Origin of the sequence: Spirillospora sp. NPDC052242 (assembly GCF_040679555.1) — a bacterium.
Taxonomy (GTDB): Bacteria; Actinomycetota; Actinomycetes; order Streptosporangiales; family Streptosporangiaceae; genus Spirillospora.
Genome location: NZ_JBFAUZ010000009.1, coordinates 1 through 20565, shown reverse-complemented (window position 1 = coordinate 20565; position 20565 = coordinate 1). Strand labels below are relative to the sequence as shown.

19 protein-coding genes are annotated in these 20565 nt (G+C 73.4%); 10 read left to right on the top strand and 9 right to left on the bottom strand.

All coding sequences use genetic code 11. The features are described 5' to 3' along the window. Positions 1–129 precede the first annotated feature (129 nt). The 4 genes from AB0L25_RS09550 to ychF form a co-directional block, all read right to left on the bottom strand. Complete coding sequence (locus AB0L25_RS09550; RefSeq protein WP_500170321.1) at positions 130–3477, bottom strand: TcpE family conjugal transfer membrane protein; 3348 nt, start codon at positions 3475–3477, stop codon at positions 130–132. Positions 3478–3515: 38 nt separating this feature from the next. Next, positions 3516–3800 (bottom strand): hypothetical protein, encoded by a 285-nt coding sequence (locus AB0L25_RS09545; RefSeq protein WP_026402157.1) that lies wholly within the window; start codon positions 3798–3800, stop codon positions 3516–3518. 57 nt (positions 3801–3857) lie between these two features. Next, the gene (locus AB0L25_RS09540; RefSeq protein ID WP_500170319.1) at positions 3858–4841 is read right to left on the bottom strand and encodes a conjugal transfer protein; all 984 of its coding nucleotides are present in this window, start codon (positions 4839–4841) and stop codon (positions 3858–3860) included. Positions 4842–5205: 364 nt separating this feature from the next. Continuing rightward, positions 5206–6297: a redox-regulated ATPase YchF gene (ychF, locus tag AB0L25_RS09535; RefSeq protein WP_500170317.1), complete on the bottom strand. Its 1092-nt coding sequence runs from the start codon at positions 6295–6297 to the stop codon at positions 5206–5208. Between the two features lie 165 nt (positions 6298–6462). Here ychF and AB0L25_RS09530 point away from each other — a divergent pair, with 165 nt between their 5' ends. Further along, a complete protein-coding gene (locus tag AB0L25_RS09530; RefSeq protein ID WP_500170316.1) occupies positions 6463–7887 on the top strand; it encodes a DNA recombination protein RmuC in 1425 nt (474 codons plus the stop codon). Beyond that, positions 7884–8525, top strand: coding sequence for a DUF6542 domain-containing protein (locus AB0L25_RS09525; RefSeq protein ID WP_500170314.1), 642 nt, complete (start codon positions 7884–7886; stop codon positions 8523–8525). Before AB0L25_RS09530 ends, AB0L25_RS09525 begins: the two co-directional genes overlap by 4 nt. Before the next feature lie 9 nt (positions 8526–8534). On the opposite strand, the gene AB0L25_RS09520 is transcribed toward AB0L25_RS09525, so the two are convergent. Beyond that, a complete protein-coding gene (locus AB0L25_RS09520) occupies positions 8535–9515 on the bottom strand; it encodes a 4-hydroxy-3-methylbut-2-enyl diphosphate reductase (RefSeq protein ID WP_500170313.1) in 981 nt (326 codons plus the stop codon). Between the two features lie 241 nt (positions 9516–9756). Here AB0L25_RS09520 and AB0L25_RS09515 point away from each other — a divergent pair, with 241 nt between their 5' ends. Both AB0L25_RS09515 and AB0L25_RS09510 read left to right on the top strand, forming a co-directional pair. Next, positions 9757–10641 carry a DUF8129 domain-containing protein gene (locus AB0L25_RS09515; RefSeq protein WP_500170312.1) on the top strand — a complete coding sequence of 295 codons (885 nt, stop codon included), beginning with the start codon at positions 9757–9759 and terminating at the stop codon, positions 10639–10641. Positions 10642–10748: 107 nt separating this feature from the next. Then, positions 10749–11960 carry an RNA-guided endonuclease InsQ/TnpB family protein gene (locus tag AB0L25_RS09510; protein WP_500170310.1) on the top strand — a complete coding sequence of 404 codons (1212 nt, stop codon included), beginning with the start codon at positions 10749–10751 and terminating at the stop codon, positions 11958–11960. Between the two features lie 13 nt (positions 11961–11973). Here the strand turns inward: AB0L25_RS09510 and AB0L25_RS09505 are convergent, their stop codons facing one another. Next, a complete protein-coding gene (locus AB0L25_RS09505; protein ID WP_500170309.1) occupies positions 11974–12399 on the bottom strand; it encodes a MarR family winged helix-turn-helix transcriptional regulator in 426 nt (141 codons plus the stop codon). A gap of 99 nt (positions 12400–12498) precedes the next feature. On the opposite strand from AB0L25_RS09505, the gene xseA reads away from it, so the two are divergent. Both xseA and AB0L25_RS09495 read left to right on the top strand, forming a co-directional pair. Then, positions 12499–13713 (top strand): exodeoxyribonuclease VII large subunit, encoded by a 1215-nt coding sequence (gene xseA / locus AB0L25_RS09500; RefSeq protein WP_500170307.1) that lies wholly within the window; start codon positions 12499–12501, stop codon positions 13711–13713. A gap of 10 nt (positions 13714–13723) precedes the next feature. After that, the gene (locus AB0L25_RS09495) at positions 13724–13960 is read left to right on the top strand and encodes an exodeoxyribonuclease VII small subunit (protein ID WP_500170305.1); all 237 of its coding nucleotides are present in this window, start codon (positions 13724–13726) and stop codon (positions 13958–13960) included. Positions 13961–13962: 2 nt separating this feature from the next. Here the strand turns inward: AB0L25_RS09495 and AB0L25_RS09490 are convergent, their stop codons facing one another. After that, the gene (locus AB0L25_RS09490; protein WP_500170303.1) at positions 13963–14634 is read right to left on the bottom strand and encodes a DUF4245 domain-containing protein; all 672 of its coding nucleotides are present in this window, start codon (positions 14632–14634) and stop codon (positions 13963–13965) included. Between the two features lie 31 nt (positions 14635–14665). Further along, the gene (locus AB0L25_RS09485; protein ID WP_500170302.1) at positions 14666–15325 is read right to left on the bottom strand and encodes a TetR/AcrR family transcriptional regulator; all 660 of its coding nucleotides are present in this window, start codon (positions 15323–15325) and stop codon (positions 14666–14668) included. Positions 15326–15494: 169 nt separating this feature from the next. Between AB0L25_RS09485 and glpX the strand changes: the two genes are divergently transcribed. Continuing rightward, a complete protein-coding gene (gene glpX / locus AB0L25_RS09480; protein WP_500170595.1) occupies positions 15495–16529 on the top strand; it encodes a class II fructose-bisphosphatase in 1035 nt (344 codons plus the stop codon). Between the two features lie 315 nt (positions 16530–16844). Here the strand turns inward: glpX and AB0L25_RS09475 are convergent, their stop codons facing one another. After that, positions 16845–17453 carry a DUF1707 SHOCT-like domain-containing protein gene (locus tag AB0L25_RS09475; RefSeq protein ID WP_500170300.1) on the bottom strand — a complete coding sequence of 203 codons (609 nt, stop codon included), beginning with the start codon at positions 17451–17453 and terminating at the stop codon, positions 16845–16847. A gap of 81 nt (positions 17454–17534) precedes the next feature. On the opposite strand from AB0L25_RS09475, the gene AB0L25_RS09470 reads away from it, so the two are divergent. From AB0L25_RS09470 to AB0L25_RS09460, 3 genes are read left to right on the top strand one after another with little or no spacing between them, the layout of a single operon-like run. Continuing rightward, positions 17535–18482 carry an ABC transporter ATP-binding protein gene (locus AB0L25_RS09470; protein ID WP_500170299.1) on the top strand — a complete coding sequence of 316 codons (948 nt, stop codon included), beginning with the start codon at positions 17535–17537 and terminating at the stop codon, positions 18480–18482. Further along, positions 18479–19270 carry an ABC transporter permease gene (locus tag AB0L25_RS09465; RefSeq protein ID WP_500170297.1) on the top strand — a complete coding sequence of 264 codons (792 nt, stop codon included), beginning with the start codon at positions 18479–18481 and terminating at the stop codon, positions 19268–19270. Before AB0L25_RS09470 ends, AB0L25_RS09465 begins: the two co-directional genes overlap by 4 nt. A gap of 54 nt (positions 19271–19324) precedes the next feature. Continuing rightward, the gene (locus tag AB0L25_RS09460) at positions 19325–20551 is read left to right on the top strand and encodes an MFS transporter (RefSeq protein WP_500170296.1); all 1227 of its coding nucleotides are present in this window, start codon (positions 19325–19327) and stop codon (positions 20549–20551) included. Positions 20552–20565: the final 14 nt, after the last annotated feature.

Sequence of the window (20565 nt, the reverse complement as noted above, 5' to 3'; positions counted from 1 at the left end):
CCGATCCGCGCCGTCTCGCGGAGGGATGCCGGAGAGAGTGTTCTTGGTCCGGGCGGTCAGCAACGTCAGTCGCCCCCGCCAGGAATGCCCGGCTCATGGCGGTCTCCGCTCGATGCCCGCGCGGGGCGCTCATCGGGTGGCCTCCTGCTCCTGGTGAAGCTCCTGGTAACGCTCGGGCACGACGCCGAACCCGCCGGCGACCACGCCGGCGAGGGCAAGATAGGCACGCCGCGTCGGGGCGCGCAACGACTTCAGCTCGTTGCGCGGCGCGCGGTCCATGCTGAGGTGATCGTCCCACGGAATCCGCACGAGGGCCCGGCACCGGCCGCGCGCCACGGCCTCCGCCTGCTCGACGTCGTCCATGCTGCGGCGACTCACCCCATTGATCACCGTGACGGCCCGCGACCGCAGCTCCTCGTACCCGTGGCCGTCCAGCCACTCGTACGTCATCGCCACCGCCCGCGGCGCGTCCGCGCTCGCCGGCGCCACCAGCACCAGCTGGTCGGCGTACGGCAGCACCCGCGCCACCACCGCCGCCGCCGTGTCCAGCAGGGTCACGGAGTAGAACCGGTCGATCGTCCGGATCGCCAGCGCGTAGTCGCGGTCGTCGAGGGCCTGCAGCGGGTTCTTGCCCGCCGCGATCACGTCGAGGCCCGACTTCGCCTGCGACGTGTACCGCCGCATCGCCGTCAGGCTGCCGACCTGGTCCGCGCGGGTGATGAGCCCGGTCAGCGTCTCGTTCGTCTCGCTGCGCGTCCGCCGCGCCAGCGCGCCCGGCCCCGGGTTCACGTCGATCGCCACGACGGGCTCGGCGTTGTGCTGCGCGAACGTGTGCCCGAGCATCAGCGCCGTGACCGTCTGCCCGGCGCCCCCGGTGCACCCGAGCACCACCACGTGCCGCGTCCCGCGGAACGGCTGCTGGAGCCGCAGCTGGTACTCGGCGTCCACGTCGCCGTGCCCGCCGCCGACGGCCTGGAACAGCCGCCGCAGCCCGCCGGCGCTCACCTCGTGCTCCGGCCCCGGCGGCGTGATCGCCGGACCCGACGGCGGCGGCGCGGGCGGCGGCGGCAGCGGCCTCGGCCGCACCGGCGACTGCGGCCCCGACCGGACGTCCCGCGGCGGCGGTTCCTCGTCCTGCGGCACTCCGGGCTCGGGCACCGGCGGCCACATCTGCGCGTCCGTCGCCGCCGGCCGCGCCGGCTTCGACAGCCCCTTCGACCACGGCCGCGGCGCCTCGAGCCGCGGCGCCTCCGCCTCCTCCGGCTCCGGCGCGGGCGGCCAGCCCTGCTGCGACGCCGCGGGCACCTGGTGCCCCGGCGCGGGCGCCCGTCCGGCCCCGTCCTGCACGTCCTCGGGGACCGGAGCCCGCCCGAACGTCCGCGGCGCCGGCGGCACCCCGCCGCCCCGCTCGTCCGGCACCGGCTCGGGACGCGTCCGCCGCGCCTCCCCGAACGCCGCGGGCCGCACAGGCGCCGACTCGCCGGCCGAGGCGGCGGCCGGCTGACCCGGCTCCGCTTGAGGCACCGGCCGCGTCGGCGCGGCCGACTGCTCCTGAGACGCCCCCGGCTGCCGATGCTCACCCGCGGCGTCAGGGCTCTCGCTCCGCGCCGGAACGGGCGCGGACGGCTGCTCGGACGACGCGCGCTCGGGCACGGCGCCTGCCGGACGAGAGCGGCCAACGTCGGGCGCATCATCCTGCGGAGCCTGCGCGGCGGGGCGCTCGCTCTCCGGCACTTGAGCCCCCGGCGCGACCCACTGCTCCGAAGCAGCCGGACGAACAGGCTCGGGCGGGCGACCCTGCGGTGACGGCTCGTCCGACGGCGCACTGGACGCCTGCGAGGCAGCCGACCGGCCGGGGGCCGAAGCCTGCTCCTGCGGCGGAACGGCTGGAGGGACGGGCGCGGACGGCTGCTCGGACGACGCATGCTCGGGCACGGTCTCTGCGAGACCGGGGCGTCCGGCGACGGGCGTGTCCTCCTGCGGAGCCTGCCCACCCGCCTGCGCGACGGGACGCGTTTCGGGCGCGGCCTCTGCGGGGCGCCCGGCGACGGGCGCGTCCTCCTGCGGAGTCTGCGCCTGCGCGGCGGGACGCGCGGGTTGCGGCACTTGAGCGCCTGGTGCAACCCGCTGCTCCGCGGCGGCCGGACGAACAGGCTCGGGCGGGCCGCTCTGCGACGGCGGCTCGTCCGACGGCGCGCTGGACGCCTGCGGGGCAGCCGGCCGGCCGGGGGCCGGAGCCTGCTCCTGCGGCGCCGTCGGATGCTGCCCCGTGGCGGCGCGCTCGCTCTGCGGCGGGACGGCCGGACGGACGGGCGCGGCAGGGCCGGGCGCGGCCTCTGCGGGACGGGAGCGGCCAGCGGCGGGCACGCCCTCCTGCGGTGGCTGCGCGGTGGGGCGCTCGCTCTCGGGTGCTTGGGTACCCGGTGCGACCCGCTGCTCCGCTGCGGCCGGGCGCGCGGGCTCGGTCGGCCAGGCCGGGTCGGACGGGTGCGTCTGCGGCGGCGCCGACGGGCGGACGGGCGCGGGTGGCTGGGCCTGCGGGGCGGCGGGTGCGGGCGGACGGGCCTGGGGCGAGCGGACGGGCATGGTGTCCGCCGTATCGGGACGCTCGCCCTGCGGCGGCCGGGGGCGCTCCGGTGCCGGTGCCACGCGGCGGTCGGGGGGCTGGGGGGCGGGGGTGCCGGGGTGGCGCGGCTGGGCCTCGTTGACGAGGGGTTCGGGGGCGCCGAACGCGCCGGGGACCATGGGGATGTCGGGGCGCGTCGGGACGGGGCCGGCGACCTTCTTGTCCCCGGGTTCGCCGCCGGGCGCGGCGGCCGACGTCTCGCCCGGCGCGGGCCCGGCCTGGGCGGCCGCGGGGGCCTGGGGCGGGGAGGGCCGCGGCTCTTCGGCGGGGGCCATCGCGGTGGCGAAGCCGGGGGCGCCCGGGCGGCGGACGCCGGACACGAGGCCGCGCTTGCCGTTGCCGGGCGCGCCCTCCAAGCGGGGCGTCGCGGGGGGCACCTCGAGGCGGGGCGCCGGGACCTCGGGGGTCGCGGGGGCCTCGGCGGCCGGGGCGGGCCTGCGGCGGGACTTGACGGCGACGCGTTCGGGGGCCGGGGCGGGGGCGCCGGGACGGCGCCAGACGCGGGCGACGATGACGACTTCGCGGGGTTCGCGGATGGGGGTGAGGCGGCACCAGGTGCGGGGTTCGGCGAGGTAGCGGCCCTGCGAGAGGAGCAGCTCGGTGAGGCGCTTGCCCTCGATGACGGGGCGGGTCGCGAGCCAGGTGAGGACGCCGGGCGGGACGATGTAGATGACGTGCCACGGGGACTCGAAGGGGACGCCGACGAGTTGCAGCATGACGATCCAGGGCACGAACACGCCGAGGAACACGCCGATCTGGACGAGCGGCAGCGGCATGGGGAGCCGCAGGTCGTACAGCTTGTACAACCGCTTCTCGATGCGCCAGATGTTCGTGTACGTGGGTAGATCCACGCCCCTACTCCCCTACGGATGCGAGCACGGTCTCCGGGTCAGCTGCCGTCCACTCCCAGTGCGGTGGCGATCGCCTTGGCAGCGGTCTCGATGATCTGGGGCACGTAGAAGACGATGGCGATGCCGATCGCCAGCACGATGAACTGCGCGAACCGGGTGATCTCACGGGTGAACAGGAAGAAGATCGCCACGATGGAGACGGTGACGAGGAAGAGCGGGCCGAAGAATCCCCGGAGCCAGCTGGCGAGCCCGTCCGGATCGAAGGAGTCGTCGGGCGCCGCCAGGATCTCGGGCGGAATCGACGCCATGAGGTGGTGCAGCATCGACTTACCTTCCTGGTTCGGCGTGGGGGGACGGGTGCGTGTTCATCTCGCGGCCTCTCATGACGGGTCGGGGTCGGTGGTGCCGCGGATGTCCTTGACGTACCAGGTCGCGTCCTTGCGCACCATGTCGAGTTCGTAGGCCTGCTCGAGTTCGCCGCCGGCGACGCGCCAGACGACGCTCGCGGTGACGGTGCGGGCGCCGGCGGCGCCCTGCGGCGCGACGACCTCGGCGACGCGGAGGAACTCGACCGAGCCGGCGAGTCCGCTGATGGGGCTGCCCGCGGCGAACCGGGAGAGGGCGGTGGTGTCGCTGCGCGCGTACGCCTGGAAGAACGTCAGGAGGATGGGCTGGAGTTCGCCCTCGAGGGGGGTGTCGCGCGGCGCGGGCTCCTGCTGCGGCAGTGCGGCCTTGGCGGGCGGGGGGAGCAGTGCGGGACGAGCGGCGACGACGAGCGCGCCGGAGTCGTTCGCGTAGACGGGGACGGCGAGGCGCAGCCACTTGTCGCCGGTGCGGGCGAGCAGGGTGACGGTGGCGTTGCGCGCGTCGCGCGCCTGCACGCCCGCGACCTGCACGGACTGGACCTGCAGCGTTCCGGTGCCGTTCCAGCCGAATTGCGGGTCGGCGCCCTCGGGCAGGAACGTCCGCAATTGGGCCTGGCGGTCCGCGGCGTTCTCCTGGTTGTAATTCAGATAGACGTTGGCGAACTGCAGGGCGAATGCCCCGGCGGCGCTGGTCGGGAACTGGGCGCGTTCGGGGGACGGCTTGGGCTCGGCGGTCGTCGCGGGGTCCTCCGCGGCGGTGAAGCGCTCGAAGGGGGCGCGGACGCCGTTGACGAGGATGACGATGATCAGCGCCCAGAGGACGGCGCGGCCCGTCCAGACCCACCAGCGGCCGCCGGATCCGGACCAGCGGCCGCCGCGCGGGCCGCCGCGGCCCCGGTCGTCGGGAACCTCCCACGGGTCGACGGACAGACCCGGCGCCGCGGTCTCGTCGACCACGGCGGTGTCACGGCCGCGTTTCACGGCCGACCTGCGAGCCATCCTGCCTCCGCTCGCGCCTCGCCCCAAGGTCGGCGCGCTCTGATTGCCTGGTCCAGATGTTGCGCGGTGGTCCTTTCCGAACCCACCCCGGGCCCAGCGTAACCACGAGCGTCAATTGTTCCAGCGCATCCGAGCGAAGCACAGCCCCGGCACGCGGTTGTGGATAATGCGATCCACCTCAGCAGGAACGGGAAGGATTGCCAAACGGTGACGATCCCCTATCCCGACCTCCGATCGGTGCGTCGGGGGCACAACAGGACAAGCGTCGTGAGTCACACGTTTTGCCGACGTCCTCGGTGGACGTCCGGGTCCGCCGCGCGTCGTCGCCGCCCTGTCGGCCGTCCGGGGCTTCCTGACGGCCGGCTCAGACGTTGAAGCGGAACTCCACCACGTCGCCGTCCTGCATGACGTACTCCTTGCCCTCCATGCGGACCTTGCCGGCGGTCCGGGCGGCGGCCATGGAGCCCGCGGCGGTCAGGTCGTCGAAGGAGACGATCTCGGCCTTGATGAAGCCGCGCTGGAAGTCGGTGTGGATGACGCCCGCGGCCTCGGGCGCGGTGGCGCCCGTGCGGATCGTCCACGCGCGCGACTCCTTCGGGCCCGCGGTGAGGTAGGTCTGCAGGCCGAGCGTGGCGAACCCGATGCGGACGAGCTGGGACAGGCCCGACTCCTCCTGCCCCATGCCCTGCAGCAGTTCGAGGGCCTCGTCGTCGGGCAGCTCGATCAGCTCGGCCTCGATCTTGGCGTCGAGGAAGATCGCCTCGGCGGGGGCGACGAGGTCGCGCAGGCGGGTGCGCAGGGACTCGTCCGTCAGCTCGCCCTCGTCCAGGTTGAAGACGTAGAGGAACGGCTTGGCGGTGAGGAGGTGCAGCTCGCGCAGCAGCGCTAGGTCGATCCCCGCCTTGTCGGCGCCGGCGAAGAGCGTGACGCCTTCGTTGAGGAGCTTCTGCGCGGCGGTGACGGCGTCGACGACGGCGAGCTGGTTCTTGTCCTTCTTGGTCCGGGCCTCCTTCTCGAGGCGCGGCAGGGCCTTCTCGATGGTCTGCAGGTCGGCCAGGATCAGCTCGGTGTTGATCGTGTCGATGTCGCGGGACGGGGCGACCTCGCCGTCCACGTGCGTGACGTCGGGGTCCTCGAAGGCACGGATGACCTGGCAGATCGCGTTCGTCTCGCGGATGTTGGCGAGGAACTTGTTGCCGAGGCCCTGGCCCTCGGACGCGCCCTTGACGATGCCCGCGATGTCGACGAACTCCATCGTCGCGGGGATGGTCTTCGCCGAACCGAACATCTCGGCGAGCGCGGCCAGCCGCGGATCGGGCACCCCGACCACGCCGACGTTGGGCTCGATGGTCGCGAACGGGTAGTTGGCGGCCAGCGCGTCGTTCTTGGTCAGCGCGTTGAACAGGGTGGACTTGCCGACGTTGGGCAGCCCGACGATTCCGATGGAGAGGCTCACGGCCGTCAAGTTTACGAGCCCGGACGGACCCGTCCGTGCGCCCGCCCGCGCGTCCGTCCGCGCGCGCCGGCCCGGCGATCGTCGGCAGTGCGCCGATTGTCCGCCGTGCCGCCCTTACCGGCGCGTCGCGGTCGCGGTTCGCGGCCGCGCTGTCACGATGAACGGATGGACCTCGCGCTGCTCGCCGGCCTCGTCGTCGGGGCCGCCTTCGGCGCCGTCGCCGGATGGGCCCTGGCCATGGGACGGCAGGGCGCGCTGATCGCCCGGGCGCGCGCGGCGGAGGAGAAGCTCGCCTACGCCGAGGAGCGGATGGCCGAGCATTTCGAGAACCTGTCGGCGCGCGCGCTGGACGCCAGCAACGCCCGCTTCCTGGAACTGGCCGACGCGCGGCTGAAGGCGGCGGGGGCCGAGGCGGCGGGCGAGCTGGAGCGGCGGCAGCAGGCGGTCGAGCACCTGGTCGGGCCGCTGCGGGAGACGCTCGCCAAGGTCGAGGAGCAGCTCCGCGAGGTGGAGACGGGCCGCCGCGAGTCGCACGCGATGCTCGCCAAGCAGGTCGACTTCGTGCGGCAGAGCTCCGAGCAGCTCGGCCGCGAGACGCGGACGCTGGTGCGGGCGCTGCAGCGGCCGGAGGCGCGGGGACGCTGGGGCGAGCTGCAGCTGCGGCGGGTCGTGGAGCTCGCGGGCATGACGCACCACTGCGACTTCGACGAGCAGGCGAGCGCGGTGACACGGGACGGGACGGTGCGGCCCGACCTGGTCGTGCGGCTCGCCGGCGGCAAGAACATCGTCGTCGACTCGAAGGTGTCGCTGGCCGCGTACCTGCAGGCCGCCGAGAGCGGCGACCCGGTGCGGCTCGACGCGCACGCCCGCCACCTGCGCGACCACGTCGACCGGCTGGCCGCGAAATCGTACTGGCAGGCGTTCAGCCCGGCACCGGAGTTCGTGGTCCTGTTCATCCCGGGCGAGGCGTTCCTGGCGCCCGCGCTGGACCGCGATCCCGAACTGCTGGAGTACGCGATGCGGCGCCGCGTCCACATCGCCACCCCCACGACCCTCATCACGATGCTGCGGACGGCGTCGTACGCGTGGCAGCAGGCCGCGCTTTCCCGCAACGCGCGGGCGGTGTTCGATCTCGGCAAAGAACTGTACGAACGGCTGAGCACGATGGGGCAGCACGTAGACGAACTGGGCCGCGCGCTCACCGGCGCGGTGAAGTCCTACAACCGGACGGTCGGGTCGCTGGAGACACGGGTGCTCGTCAGCGCGCGGCGTCTGAACGACCTTGGCGTCGTCGACGGTTCCCTGGACGGCCCCCGGCCGGTGGAGGAGAGCCCGCGCGCGCTTTCGGCGGCGGAACTCAACGGGCACGACGAACCGTACGGCGGGGGTACGAACACCGGGGTTCCGAACGGCGAGGCCCCGTACGGCGGCGATTCGCGCGACGATGTCCCCCGGGCCGATGTTCCCCGGGCCGAAGCCCCACAGGAGCAGGACGCGCGGGACGAGGACGACGCTACGCGCGGGGGCTCCCCGCCGTACGGCACCTGGGCCGTCCCCGAGCAGAGCGATCGGCGAGAGAGGTGGCAATGAGCACATCGACGGCACGCGACGCTCCCGAGGACACGCCGCCGACGCACCGCGGGACGGGACGGCGGCGGGGCCGCGGCGGCCCGCAGCGGCGGTCGCGCGCGTCCGGCGCCCGCTCGTCCGGGTCCCGTGCGGCGGCGCCGACCGGCCCGGTGACGCTGACCGGACGCGGCGGCATCGTCGTGGTGTTCGGGACGGCCGTGCTGTGCGGGTTGCTGTCGCGCTGGCTCGACATGCCGCTGCTCGCCGGGGGCGGCTTCACGGTGGGCTGCGTCCTCGCCGCGCTAGCCACCCGTCCGGCGGACCTGCTGGCGCTGGCGGTCAGCCCGCCGGTGGTGTTCTTCCTGGCCACCCTGATCGCGGTGTTCGTCACCACGATCGGGCAGGGGTCGCTGCTGCGCGGCGTCGCCGTCGGGGTGCTGACCGCCCTGGCGGGGACCGCGCCGTGGCTGTTCCTCGGCACGCTGCTGGTGCTGCTGATCACGCTGCCGCGCGGGCTCCTGACGAACGTGCGGGAGCTGCGCGACAAGCTCGCGGGCGTCCGGCTGTTCGAGGAGGAGGAGAACGAGAACCCGGTCCGGTGGGACGAGTCCCCGTCCTCCCCCGCCGCACGCGCGCCGCGGCATGGAGACGCGGACTGACCCGTGGCGTCAGACGGGCGTGATGCGCAGGTCCTTGCGGAGTTCCTTCGGCAGGGAGAAGCGCATGTGCTCCTCGACGGACTCGATCTCCTCGGCCTCGCCGTAGCCGCGCTCGGCGAGCCAGGCCAGGACGCCCTGGACGAGCTCGTCCGGGACGGACGCGCCGCTCGTCACGCCGACGGTGGTGACGCCGTCGAGCCACGCGGGGTCGATCTGCTCGGCGTAGTCGACGAGGTGGGCGTCGTCCGCGCCGTGCTCCTTGGCGACCTCGACGAGCCGCACGGAGTTCGAGGAGTTGGTGGAGCCGACCACGATGACGAGCTGAGACTGCGCGGCCATCTCCTTCACGGCGGTCTGCCGGTTCTGGGTGGCGTAGCAGATGTCGTCGGACGGCGGGTCCATCAGCTTGGGGAACCGCTCGCGGAGCTTCTCGACGGTGGCGACGGTCTCGTCGACCGAGAGGGTGGTCTGCGACAGCCACGCGACCCGCTCGGGGTCGCGGACCCGCACGTTCGCGACGTCCTCGGGCCCGTCGACCAGGTGGATGTGGTCGGGCGCCTCGCCGGAGGTGCCGATGACCTCCTCGTGCCCCTCGTGGCCGATGAGGAGGATGTCGTAGTCCTGCGCGGCGAACCGGACGGCCTCCTTGTGCACCTTCGTGACCAGCGGGCACGTGGCGTCGATGGTACGCAGGTCCAGCTTGCGGGCCTCCTCGTGGACGACCGGCGCGACGCCGTGCGCGGAGAAGACCACGATCGACCCCTCGGGGACCTCCTCGGTCTCGTCCACGAAGATCGCGCCGCGTTCCTCCAGCGTCTTCACCACGTGGACGTTGTGGACGATCTGCTTGCGGACGTAGATCGGGGCCCCGTACTGCTCGAGGGCGATCTCGACCGTCTGCACGGCCCGGTCGACGCCGGCGCAGTATCCACGCGGCTTGGCGAGCAGGACGCGGCCCCGGGTTCCCGCGGGCTGGGTGTTGGCGGTCATGCCCCCATCGTACGAGTCGCCGCCCGGGCCCCGCGCCCGGCGGGGAGAGGCCCCGCGAGGACGGCGGAGGCCCCGGGGCGCAAGGGTTCCGGTCAGGTTGTGACCGACGGCACGCCGTTTTTGGACAGAAAGACATTAACCCGGGGTGACCGTGATCGCACCCATGGGGCAGAGTGAGATTCGACGACCGTACGTGTGCTCCCGAGTTCCCTGATAAGGACGGCAGGAAGAGGAAAAGACCATGACGAGATCGCCGCGCCGCCTCAAGCAGCAGGTTCAGGACACGGTGGGCGAGCAGGTCCGCGACCTCCCGCTGCACGCCGTCCGGCTGGCCATGTTCGGTGTCGGCCGGGCGCTGCTGCTCGGCGACCGCGTGACCCGCGACTACAAGGAGATCACCGAGGGCGGCGGCGTGAAGCCGGTGATCGGGCGGCTCCGCCACGACGTCCAGCACACCGCGGAGAAGGTCGTCGGCACCGTGGTGGAGCGCGTCCGCGGCGGCGAGCAGGCCGAGCCCGAGCCCGAGCCGGAGCCCGTCCGGCCCCGGCGCACCCGTCCGGCGCGGCCGTCGCGCCCGTCGGCGGCGCGCGAGGACGGCGCCGCCGCGCGGCGCGGGCCGGACAAGGAGATCTCGGTCGGCAAGCCGGGCGCGTCGGACGGGCCGGTGGCGAAGCCGGCGCCGTCGCCGCGGCCGTCGGAGCCGCGCCCGGAGCCCGCGCCGCAGGCCGAGCCCGCGGCCCCGCCCGTCCCCGCGGACGGGCCGGCGCCGAAGCTCGCCGAGACCGCGGCGCCCGACGCTCCGGCGCCCGAGCCCGCCGAGCCCAAGGCCACCGAGCCCAAGGCCGCCGAGCCCAAGGCCGCCGAGCCGAAGGCGAAGCCCGCGGACGAGTTCGCGCCGCGTCCCGAGTCGCGCCCGGCCGCGCAGAGCGAGGCCGAGCACGTCGCCGAGAGCCTGCCGGTGCCGAACTACGACGAGGCGACCCTGCCGCAGCTGCGCGCGCGCCTACGCGGGCTGTCGGTGGAGCAGGTGAAGCTCCTGCGCGAGTACGAGCGGAACCACGCGGGCCGTGAGGACGTCATCAAGATGTACGAGCGCCGCATCGCCAAGCTGAACGGCCAAGGCTGACGCCGTAGCGAGAACGGCCCGGGAGGCGAGCCTCCCGGGCCGTTCTCCTCCTGCCGATTCCGCCAAACCGCCTGCGCCCCCACATCGGCATCGTTAAATTGCAAGGCATGGCGTGCACGGTGAAGCGGGCGTTCAAGTACCGCTTCTACCCCATCGACGGGCAAGCGGCCGAGCTCGCCCGCACGTTCGGTTGCGCGCGGCTGGTCTACAACCGGGCACTGGAGGAACGCACCCGCGCCTGGTACACGCAGCAGCGCCGCATGACCTACGTCGACACCTCGGCGGCGCTCACGGCGTGGAAGAAGACCGACGAGCTGGCGTTCCTGAACGAGGTGTCGTCGGTCCCGCTGCAGCAGGCACTGCGACACCTGCAGGCCGCGTTCGCAGCGTTCTTCGACAAGCGCGCGAAGTACCCGCGTTTCAAGGCCAAGAAGAAGTCCAGGGCGTCGGCGGAGTACACCCGGTCGGCGTTCAAGTGGCGCGACGGCGAACTCACGCTCGCGAAGATGAGCGGCCCCCTGACGATCGTGTGGTCGCGTCCGCTACCGGAGGGCGCCGAGCCGTCCACGGTGACGGTATCCAGAGACGCGGCCGGGCGATGGTTCGTCTCCATCCTGTGCGAAGACACGATCACCCGCCTCGATCCCGTCGACACGGCCGTCGGTGTGGACGCCGGGGTGACCTCGCTGGTCACGCTGTCGACCGGGGAGAAGGTCGCCAACCCCCGGCACGAGCGCCACGACCGTGAACGCCTCGCCAGCGCGCAGAAGAATCTGGCGCGCAAGCAGAAGGGGTCGGCCAACCGGGAGAAGGCCAAGCGGAAGGTCGCCCGCGTCCACGCGCGGATCGCCGACCGCCGGCACGATTTCCTGCACAAGCTGTCGTCCCGGCTCGTCCACGAGAACCAAGTGGTCGTGATCGAGGACCTGAACGTCCGCAACATGGTCAAGAACCACTCGCTGGCGCGTGCGATCTCGGACGCGGGCTGGCGGGAGCTGCGGGCGATGCTGGAGTACAAGGCCGACTGGTACGGCCGTGAACTCGTGGTGATCGACCGGTGGTTCCCCTCGTCCAAGACATGCTCGGCATGTGGGACCCTCCAGAAGGACATGCCCCTCGATGTGAGGGAGTGGAAGTGCGGTGGGTGTGGTGCCCGGCACGATCGGGACGTCAACGCCGCGCGCAACATTGTGGCCGCCGGGCTGGCGGTGTCGGCCTGTGGAGCTGGTGTAAGACCTCAACGGGAGTCCTCCCGGACGGGGCGGTCGGCGACGAAGCAGGAAACCCACGGGGCGACCCGTGGAATCCCCCGCCCTTAGGCGGGGGCGAAGGTCAACCGGCCGAGAAGAGCTTGTCGAGGGCGGGCAGGGCCGCGGCGACGGCCGCGCGCTCCTCGCCGGTCAGGTCCGCGAACCGTTCCGCCAGGTAGCCGATCCGGCGCTCGCGCCCGTCCGTGAGGACGTCCCGTCCGGTCGGGGTGAGCCGGGCGGTGACGACGCGGGCGTCCGAGCCGTCCCGGCCGCGCTCCACGAGCCCGTCGCGTTCCAGCCGGTTGATCTGCGCGGTCATCGTCGGCAGCCGGACGCCGTGCTCGGCGGCCAGCTCGGTCATCCGCCGCGGCCCGTGCTCCAGGGAGCCGAGCACGGACAGCTGCTGGGCGGTGACCGGCTGGTCGGCGGTCGCGCGGCGCAGCATCAGCACGACGTGCCGGAGCCGCAGGTTCAGCTGCTCGGCGAGCTCGCGTTCGGGAACGGTCACGGTCTCTCCTCGATAATACTTAGCCAGACTAAGTTAGCTGGGCTAACTTTTGAAGGGACGGAGCGTGTCCCCCGCGTCACACGCAATAGGCTGCCGGGCATGGCGATGGAGACGACGGCCGAATCCCCGGTTCCGGTGCGGACGGTCCTGCAGGCGGTCGGCGGCTGGATCGGCAAGCTGGGCCGCATCTGGGTCGAAGGGCAGATCACCGACCTGAACGCCCGCGGCGGCACCGTCTACATGACGCTGCGCGACCCGGTGGCGAACATGTCGGTGCGGCTCGTCGGGCAGCGCGGCGTCGTCGAGGCGGCGGGCCCCGCGGTCACCGACGGCGCGCGCGTCGTCGTCCACGCCAAACCGGACTTCTGGATCAACCGGGGCACCTTCTCGCTCAGCGTGCTGGAGATCCGGCCCGTCGGCGTCGGCGAGCTGCTGGCCCGGCTGGAACGCCTCAAGAAGACCCTGGCCGCCGAGGGGCTGTTCCGCCCCGAGCGCAAGCGGCCGCTGCCGTTCCTGCCCGGCCGGATCGGGCTCATCTGCGGGCGCGAATCCGACGCCGAGCACGACGTCCTGCAGAACGCGCGGCGCCGCTGGCCCGCGGTCGCGTTCCGCGTGGAGAACACCGCCGTGCAGGGCTCCTACGCGGTCGGCGAGGTGATGGCGGCGCTGCGCGCGCTGGACGCCGATCCCGAGATCGATGTGATCATCATCGCGCGCGGCGGGGGCGCCATGGAAGACCTGCTGCCGTTCTCCGACGAGGCCCTGGTCCGCGCGGTCTCGGCGGCCCGCACCCCGGTCGTCAGCGCCATCGGCCACGAGCAGGACACGCCGCTGCTCGACCTCGTCGCCGACGTCCGCGCCTCCACCCCGACCGACGCGGCGAAGAAGACCGTCCCGGACGTCCGCGAGCAGCTCCAGCTCGTCCGGCAGCTCCGCGACCGGGGGCGCCGGTGCCTCGCGGGCGGCGTGGAACGCGAGCTCGCGTGGCTGAAGTCCGTCCGGTCGCGGCCCGCGCTGGCCGACCCGGTGCGGGAGATCGAACGGCAGTCCGAGCAGGTCACCGCCCTGCGCGACCGGGCCCGGCGGTGCCTGTCCGGCGCGCTCGACCGGTCCGGCGACGAGCTGTCGCACACCCGGGCCCGCCTCCTCGCCCTCTCCCCCGCCGCGACGCTGGACCGCGGGTACGCGATCGTCCAGCGGGAGGACGGCGCCGTCGTGCGGGACGCCGCGTCCGTGCGGGCCGGCGAGGACCTCACGGTGCGCGTCGCGTCCGGACGGCTCGGGGTGACCGCCGCGGGTCCCCTCGACGACTAGGGTGGGGCGGGTGTCGGAGCACGAGGAGAGGGCGCCCAGGCCCTCGTACGAGCAGGCCCGCGACGAGCTGGCCGACGTGGTGAAGCGGCTGGAGGCCGGCGGGCTCACCCTGGAGGAGTCGCTCGCGCTGTGGGAGCGCGGCGAGAAGCTCGCCGCGCTCTGCGAGGAGTGGCTGGAGGGCGCCCGCGCCCGGCTCGCCGCCGCGATGGCGCAGCCCGAGGACGGCGACACCGGCGCGCCGTTCTGACGTCAGGGGGTGCCGGCGGACGCGCTCGGCGAGGCGGGGCTCGACGCGTTCAGCCCGCCGCCCTTCGGCTGCTCCTTCAGCGACCCGGCCAGCACCGCCAGCTCCTCGTAGGGCGCGGTCCCGGTCACCACGAGGCTCACCCCGCCCGGCAGCGTCCGCGCCAGCGAGTTCGCCTCCTTGTCCGCCCGGTGGTACTTCTGCCACGTGTGCCCGGCGACCTGCATCGTCCCCAGCGGCTTGCTGCTGTTGGTCATCCGCGGGACGTACTCGGACGCCTTCTCGTTGCTCTGCTCGAGCGCCGCGTAATGGTCGTTCGGCGTCACGAACCCCAGGTGCCACGCGACCGGCTCGCCGCCCCCGCCGTCCAGGCCGTGGACCCGCGAGCTCGTCGGGCGCCACCCCGCGGGCAGTCCCTCGGGGGCCCGCACGGTGAACGGGGCGTCGTTGCGCATCACCCACAGCTGCGAGCCGTAGTCGACGGTCGGCAGGATCTGCTCGTCCGCCCGGGGCGTGACGACGTAGATCATCAGCGCCAGGATCAGCGACGCGCCCATCGCCAGCGAGAAACCGCCGATCCCGGTGGTCAGCCGCTTGTGCACGCCCGGGCTGACCGGGATCGGCTCCTGTCCGGAAGGAGCCGCCTCGGTAACGGTGTCAGGGGTCTTGTCGGTCACCCTTTCAGGATCCCCTACGGTTCCGGCTGCTCTAGACAGGGGGTGCGGTACGCGGGTTCCGGATCGTGCCGACGATCCCCATGATCTCGGCGGCGAGCCGCCGCGCGGCGTCCTCGTCCTCCATCAGTGAGATGTCGGACACCGCGCCCGCCATCGCGCCCGTCAGCACCATCACCAGCGCCTCGTCCACGCCGCCGTCCGCGGTGTGGAACAGCGCCGCGTTCCGGCGGGCCCACTTGCCGAGCCGCTGCCGCATCGCGCGGTCGAACCCGGGCGGGCCGTCCCCGGAGATGAACAGCCGCGAGACGTCCCGCTCCTCCAGGCAGCCGTCGAGGTAGGCGCCCGCGCCGGCGATGAACTGCCGCATCGGGTCGGTCTCCCCGGCCTCCCGCACCGCGTTGATCGCCTTGCGGGTGCGCTCCTGCTGCCTGACCTGGAACTCCTCGAACAGCGTCAGGTACAGGTCGGCCTTGCCGTTGAAGTGGTGGTACAGGCTGCCGACGCTGGCCCCGGCCTTCGCGACGATGTCGGTCACCGCGGCCTGCGCGAACCCTGACTCGCAGAAGACGTCCCGCGCCGCGGCCAGCAGGGCCCCGCGCGTCGCGGCCCCCCGGTCGGACGTCCGCGCGGGCGTCCCGGCGGCGCCGTTCTGTGTCACCTCGCCGGAGGGAACGTCGATGTCGCTGCTCATGAGCCCTGAGATTACGCCCTCTCCCGGTGGGAAACGATCCCTTGCCCGGAGGACCGTCCGATTCCCGGTGCCGGTTCGCTCCGGACTCCGGCTGGTCTGGTCCAATTTGTGGCCCGGCGTCGGCCAACGGAGAATCCGAGTGACCATCGACCGAAAGGGCCGCCGCGACATGTCCGATGAAACCACCGTCTCCTCCCCGCTGACGACCGATCCGGCGGCGCCCGACCGCAACCTGGCGATGGAACTGGTCCGGGTGACCGAGGCCGCCGCCATGGCCGCCGCCCGCTGGGTGGGGCGCGGGGACAAGAACGGTGCCGACGGCGCCGCCGTCAACGCCATGCGCCAGCTGATCAACACCGTGTCCATGAAGGGCGTCGTCGTGATCGGCGAGGGCGAGAAGGACAACGCCCCGATGCTCTACAACGGCGAGGAGGTCGGGGACGGCGGCGGCGCCGAGTGCGACGTCGCGGTGGACCCGGTCGACGGCACCCGCCTCACCGCCCTCGGCATGAGCAACGCGATCGCCGTCCTCTCCGTCGCGCCGCGCGGGTCGATGTTCGACCCGTCCGCCGTGTTCTACATGGAGAAGCTCGTCACCGGGCCCGAGGCCGCCGACGTCGTCGACATCGAGCGCCCGATCGGCGACAACATCCGCGCGATCGCCCGCGCGAAGGGCTCGGCGCCGAACGACGTGACCGTCTGCATCCTGGACCGTCCGCGGCACGAGGGCATCGTCAAGGAGGTCCGCGAGGCGGGCGCGCGCATCAAGTTCATCATGGACGGCGACGTGGCCGGTGCGATCATGGCGTCCCGCCCCGGCACCGGCGTCGACCTCCTCCTCGGCATCGGCGGCACCCCCGAGGGCATCATCGCCGCCTGCGCGATCAAGGCGCTCGGCGGCGTGATCCAGGGCCGCCTGTGGCCGAAGGACGACGAGGAGCGCCAGAAGGCGATCGACGCGGGCCACGACCTCCGCCGCGTCCTGACCACCGACGACCTCGTCACGTCCGACGACGTCTTCTTCGCCGCCACGGGCATCACCGACGGCGAGCTCGTCGACGGCGTCCGCTACGACAAGGGCACCGCGATCACGCACTCCCTCGTGATGCGCTCCCGCAGCGGCACGATCCGCACCGTCTCGAGCGAGCACAAGCTGTCGAAGCTGCGGGCCTACAGCGCGATCAACTTCGACTCTGCGGTCTGAGGCACAAGGCCCGGCCTGCTCGCCCAACGGCTCGCAGGCCGGGCCGCTTTTTCACCGCCCGCACGGGGAGCCCGGACACACAGGGGCCAGGCACACCAGAGGGGCCAGGCACACGCGGACGGCACGGCCGGGCAGGGACACGTGTGACCGGACGCGCACGGCCCGGCACACGCACGGCACGGCCCTGCACTCGCGGTGGGAACGCGCGGGGGCCGGATGTGCGCGGCACGGTGCGCGCGGGCGGGGCCGGGCGGTCGCGGGGCCGGGCGGCGCGCGGGCGGGCCGGGCGGTCGACGGACGGGGTGGGGTGGGGGGTCAGTCGCGGGTTAGGCGGGCTCGGACGCGTTGGCGGAGCGTGCGCTTGGGGGCGCGGGCGCGGACGGAGCCGAACAGCATCGTGCCCGCTACCTCGATGGTGGGGCCGTCGGGGGCGGGGCGGGTGCGGACCTCGCGGGGGCTGAGGATCGTGCGGCCGGTGACGTCGACGCGGACGCCGTCGGGGACGAGCAGGCGGACGCGGCCCGCAAGGACGAGCGAGTCGAGGACGATGTGGCGGCGCTGCAGGACGGCTTCGCGGAGATCGAGTTCGACGGTGCCGAAGAGCGCGACGAGCGGGAGTTTGACGGGGACGACCCAGCGGCCTTCGCGGCGGGTGCGGCCGAACACGACGGAGACGGGGCGGTCGTCCACGAGGATCGGCTGGGCCTCCTCGGGGGAGAGGTCGCCCGTGAGGCCGGTGAGTTCGCCGAGGGTGCGGGCGGCGTAGGCGGCGGCGGTGCGTTCGGAGTGCTCGGCCATGGTGAGGCGGCCGTCCGCGAGGGCCTCGCCGAGGACGGCGGCGACGCGTTCCCGGTCGGCGTCGGACGCGCGCAGGTCGCGGACGCGCGTCGCCTGTTCGGCGGCCGGGCGGGAGGGGATGTCCACCCCTAGAGGTTAACGGGCGGAGCGGCGGGGGCCGCGGAAAACGGGTGGGGATTTGTCCGCGTCACTACTTAGGGTTGCTCTATGACCTTGCAACGTGCACCGGAGGAGGTCGGCGCCGGGTCGGCGGCGGCGATCAGCCTGCGGGGGGTCGTGAAGCGGTTCGGGGGCTTCACCGCCGTGGACGGGCTCGATCTGGAGGTGCCGTCCGGCATTTGCCTGGGGCTGCTCGGCCCGAACGGGGCCGGGAAGTCGACGACGATGAAGATGCTCACGGCGCAGGCGGTGCCGACGGAGGGGACGATCGAGGTGCTGGGGTTCCCGGTGCCGCGGGAGTCCAAGCGCGCGCGGGCCGCGATGGGGGTCGTCCCGCAGCAGGACAACCTCGACGAGGAGCTGACGGCCCGGGAGAACCTGGAGGTGTTCGCGCACCTGTACCGGGTGCCGCGCAAGGAGCGGCGCGGGGCGGTCGACGACGCGCTGGCGATCGCGCACCTGACGGAGCGCCAGGGGACGAAGGTGGACGATCTGTCGGGCGGGATGCGGCGGCGGCTGCTGATCGCGCGGGGGCTGGTGCACCGGCCGCGGCTGGTGCTGCTGGACGAGCCGACGGTGGGGCTCGACCCGCAGGTGCGGGCGGAGCTGTGGGGGCTGATCGACGGGTTGCGGGCGCAGGGCACGACGGTGCTGATGTCGACGCACTACATCGAGGAGGCCGAGCGGCTGGCGGACGAGTGCGCGCTGATGTCGCACGGCCGGGTGATCGCGCGGGGGACGCCGGCGGAGCTGGTCGGCGAGTACGCGGGCGAGCGGGTGGTGGAGCACTACGGGCCGCCGGACCGGCTGGCGGAGGTGGAGCGGCTCGCGCGGGGCGCGGGGCTGCCGACGCGGCGGACGGGGCCGTCGGTGTCGGTGCTGAAGGCCGAGACGATCGCGCCGTCGCTGGCGGACGAGCTGGGCGCGGACGGCGTCCGCCGTGCGGCCAACCTGGAGGACGTGTTCGTGGTGCTGACCGGGGAGAGCGTGGAATGAGCGGCGCGCAGGCGGAGCGGCTGCGCCGGTTCGAGATGGCGCCGGTCCGGGGTGTGTGGCGGCACGAGCTGGCGCTGTTCAAGCGGTACTGGACGTCGCAGTCGTTCGCGTCGATGGTGGAGCCGACGTTCTTCCTGCTGTGCTTCGGCTACGGGTTCGGGTCGATGGTCGCGGTGATCGGCGACTACCGGTACCTGGACTTCGTGGCGACGGGCGTGGTGGGGACGGCGGCGCTGTTCACGTCGGTGTTCCCGGGGATGTTCAACGGCTACATCCGGCGGGTGTTCCAGCACACCTACGACGCGATGCTGGCGGCGCCGGTGGACGTGCACGAACTGGTCACCGCGGAGGCGTCGTGGATCGCGGCGAAGTCGGCGGTGTACTCGTGCACGCCGCTGATCGTGGCGCTGTTCTTCGGCCTGGACCCGTCGTTCGGGATGCTGCTGGTGCCGGTCGCGACGTTCTTCACGGCCCTCGGTTTCGGCCTGTTCGGGATGTGGACGTCGTCGGTGGTGCCGTCGATCAACTCGTTCGACTACGTGATCACGGGGGTGGTGACGCCGCTGTTCCTGATCGCGGGGACGTTCTTCCCGGTGGACGCGCTGCCGGCGTGGGCGGAGACGGCGTCGAAGCTGAACCCGCTGTACCACTGCGTGCAGTTGGTCCGGCACATGGTGTTCGGGATCCGGCCGCTGGCGGACCTCGGGCATCTGGCGGTGCTGGCGGCGTTCGCGGCGCTGATGTGGACGATCGCGGTGCGGGGGATGCGCCGCCGCCTCATTGACTGACGGGTTCCCCGCTCTCTACGCTGACGCGAATCTTCCTCACGTTAGCGGGGCCGCATGGACACCAGGGATCGCCGGGCGCGCGCGTCGGCCTACACCGCGTTCGCCGTCCAGGGGCTGTGCTTCGCGTCGCTGGTGACGCAGGTCCCGCGGATCCAGGACGCGCACCGGCTGAGCGACGCGACGCTGTCGCTGGTGCTGCTGATGGTGCCGCTGGTCGCGGGCGTGGGCAGCGTCGCGTCCGGCGCGCTGTTCCGCCGGGTCGGCAGCGGGCCCGTGCTGCGGGTGTCGCAGCCGGCGGTGGCCCTGACGATCGTGCTGATCGGCCTGACCGGCGACAACGATCTCGCGCTGTACGCGGCGGTCGCGCTGTTCGGCCTGTTCGTCGGCGCGGTGGACGCGTCGATGAACGCGCAGGCCGTCGCGGTGGAGCGCCGGTACGGGATGAGCCTGATCACCGGGTTCTACGCGGTGTGGAGCGTCGCGGGGATCCTCGGGGGGCTGTGGGCGTCGCTGGCCAACGGCGTCGACCTGCCGCTGTCCGCGGGGTTCGGCATCGCCGCCGCCGTCGGGATCGCGGGGTCGCTGGCCACCGGGCACGGGCTGTACCGGCGCGCGGAGGAGGGCGACGGGCCGTCCGCCGCGGAGCTGAAGGCCGCCGGACGGCGGGTGCCGTGGCGGCCGATCCTGGTGGTGGGCGCGGCGATGGCGGTGGCGTACCTGGCCGACTCGGCGATCTCCAACTACGGCGCGAAGTACCTCGACGACGAGCTGGGCGGGTCGGACTGGGTGGCGCCGCTCGGCTACGTCGCCTACCAGGTCGCGATGGTGGTCAGCCGGGCGGTCGCCGACCTGGCGGTGCGCCGCTCCGGGGCGGTTCCGGTGGTGCGCCTGGGCGGCGTGGTGGGCCTCGTCGGGATGGCGGGCGTGGTCGCGGCGCCGAACGCGCCGGTCGCGATCGCGGCGTTCGCCGTCGCCGGGCTGGGCCTCAGCGTGATCGCGCCGGTGTCGTTCACGGCCGCCGGACGGGTCGACCCGACGGGCCTCGGCGTCGCCGTGGCGCGCGTCAACATCTTCAACTACGTCGGGTTCGTCCTGGGCGCCGCCGTGGTCGGGGCCGTGGAGCCGCTGAGCGCGGACCACGGCCTGCGGCTCGCGTTCGCCGTCCCGACGCTCCTGGTGCTGGTCGTGTTCGCGACCGCGAAGGGCTTCGCGCCCGCCCCGGCCGGGACGGACGCGCCGGGCGGCGCGGCGCCGCGCCGTCCCGAGCCCACCGCGACCTGACCGTCCGGGCGCCG

Excerpts from the sequence above, each read along its gene's own strand:
- AB0L25_RS09520 (WP_500170313.1), bottom strand. The coding sequence starts at position 9,515 with ATGACCGCCAACACCCAGCCCGCGGGAACCCGGGGCCGCGTCCTGCTC.
- AB0L25_RS09540 (WP_500170319.1), bottom strand. The coding sequence starts at position 4,841 with ATGGCTCGCAGGTCGGCCGTGAAACGCGGCCGTGACACCGCCGTGGTC.
- glpX (WP_500170595.1), top strand. The coding sequence starts at position 15,495 with ATGTCCGATGAAACCACCGTCTCCTCCCCGCTGACGACCGATCCGGCG.
- AB0L25_RS09510 (WP_500170310.1), top strand. The coding sequence starts at position 10,749 with ATGGCGTGCACGGTGAAGCGGGCGTTCAAGTACCGCTTCTACCCCATC.
- AB0L25_RS09525 (WP_500170314.1), top strand. The coding sequence starts at position 7,884 with ATGAGCACATCGACGGCACGCGACGCTCCCGAGGACACGCCGCCGACG.
- xseA (WP_500170307.1), top strand. The coding sequence starts at position 12,499 with ATGGCGATGGAGACGACGGCCGAATCCCCGGTTCCGGTGCGGACGGTC.
- AB0L25_RS09465 (WP_500170297.1), top strand. The coding sequence starts at position 18,479 with ATGAGCGGCGCGCAGGCGGAGCGGCTGCGCCGGTTCGAGATGGCGCCG.
- AB0L25_RS09545 (WP_026402157.1), bottom strand. The coding sequence starts at position 3,800 with ATGCTGCACCACCTCATGGCGTCGATTCCGCCCGAGATCCTGGCGGCG.
- AB0L25_RS09515 (WP_500170312.1), top strand. The coding sequence starts at position 9,757 with ATGACGAGATCGCCGCGCCGCCTCAAGCAGCAGGTTCAGGACACGGTG.
- AB0L25_RS09530 (WP_500170316.1), top strand. The coding sequence starts at position 6,463 with ATGGACCTCGCGCTGCTCGCCGGCCTCGTCGTCGGGGCCGCCTTCGGC.
- AB0L25_RS09460 (WP_500170296.1), top strand. The coding sequence starts at position 19,325 with ATGGACACCAGGGATCGCCGGGCGCGCGCGTCGGCCTACACCGCGTTC.
- AB0L25_RS09485 (WP_500170302.1), bottom strand. The coding sequence starts at position 15,325 with ATGAGCAGCGACATCGACGTTCCCTCCGGCGAGGTGACACAGAACGGC.
- AB0L25_RS09470 (WP_500170299.1), top strand. The coding sequence starts at position 17,535 with ATGACCTTGCAACGTGCACCGGAGGAGGTCGGCGCCGGGTCGGCGGCG.